2 protein-coding genes are annotated in these 816 nt (G+C 61.5%); both read left to right on the top strand.

The genetic code is table 11. The annotated features are described in order from the left end of the window. Positions 1 to 230, top strand: a 230-nt coding sequence (locus ASU03_RS19110) for a glycine betaine ABC transporter substrate-binding protein (protein ID WP_331456681.1), incomplete at its 5' end; no start/stop codon positions are given. 67 nt (positions 231 to 297) lie between these two features. Further along, a partial coding sequence (locus ASU03_RS20325; RefSeq protein WP_082627369.1) for an ABC transporter permease subunit occupies positions 298 to 816 on the top strand: 519 nt, incomplete at its 3' end.

The following is an 816-nucleotide window of genomic DNA, read 5'->3' as shown; positions in this document are numbered from 1 at the left end:
ACTCCGAGGAATGCAGCAACGTGGGCCAGTTGCTGAAAAACCTGGTGTTCACCCTGGACATGGAAAGCACCCTGATGGGTAACGTCCTCGACGACAAGATGAAACCCGACGCCGCCGCCAAGGCCTGGCTGAAGAAGAACCCGCAAGTGCTCGACACCTGGCTCGCCGGGGTCACCACCCTTGATGGCAAACCAGGACTTGCCGCCGTAAAAGCCTATCTCGACAAGTAACCGCTGACCCCGGGCCGGCGTGGCGGCCCGGGATGTTTTTGCTTTTCGCATGTGGACATCAACTACCATGCTGACTGAGCAGAAAATCCCACGAGGCCAGGACATGGCGGCCTGCGCTGAAGGGTGGAGGGAAAAGGGCGGGGATTACGTCGATGTGAGTGCAGGGACACTGGAAGCGAGGGTCCACGGCGTGAGGTTCGCGCGGACCGGGTGCAAGCCGCTGGCATTGATCGGTCTGATTGCGCTGCTGGCTCACGACATTCAACGTAAACGGGGCCTGACCGTGTGTGTCGTCGCCTCCTTCCTGCTGATCCTCAACCTGGGGTACTGGCAGGAAACCATGGAGACCCTGGCCCAGGTGCTGTTCGCCACCCTGGTCTGCGTGGTCATCGGCGTGCCGCTGGGCATTGTTGCCGCGCACAAGCCGATGTTCTATACGATGATGCGCCCGGTACTCGATCTGATGCAGACCGTGCCGACCTTCGTCTACCTCATCCCGACCCTGACCCTCTTCGGGCTGGGTGTGGTGCCCGGCCTGATCTCCACGGTGGTGTTCGCGATTGCCGCGCCGATCCGCCTGACCTAC

Origin of the sequence: Colwellia sp. TT2012 (genome assembly GCF_001440345.1) — a bacterium.
Lineage (GTDB): Bacteria > Pseudomonadota > Gammaproteobacteria > Enterobacterales > Alteromonadaceae > Colwellia.
Note: the sequence above shows the minus strand (reverse complement) of the source record. Positions and strands in the feature narration are given on the sequence as shown.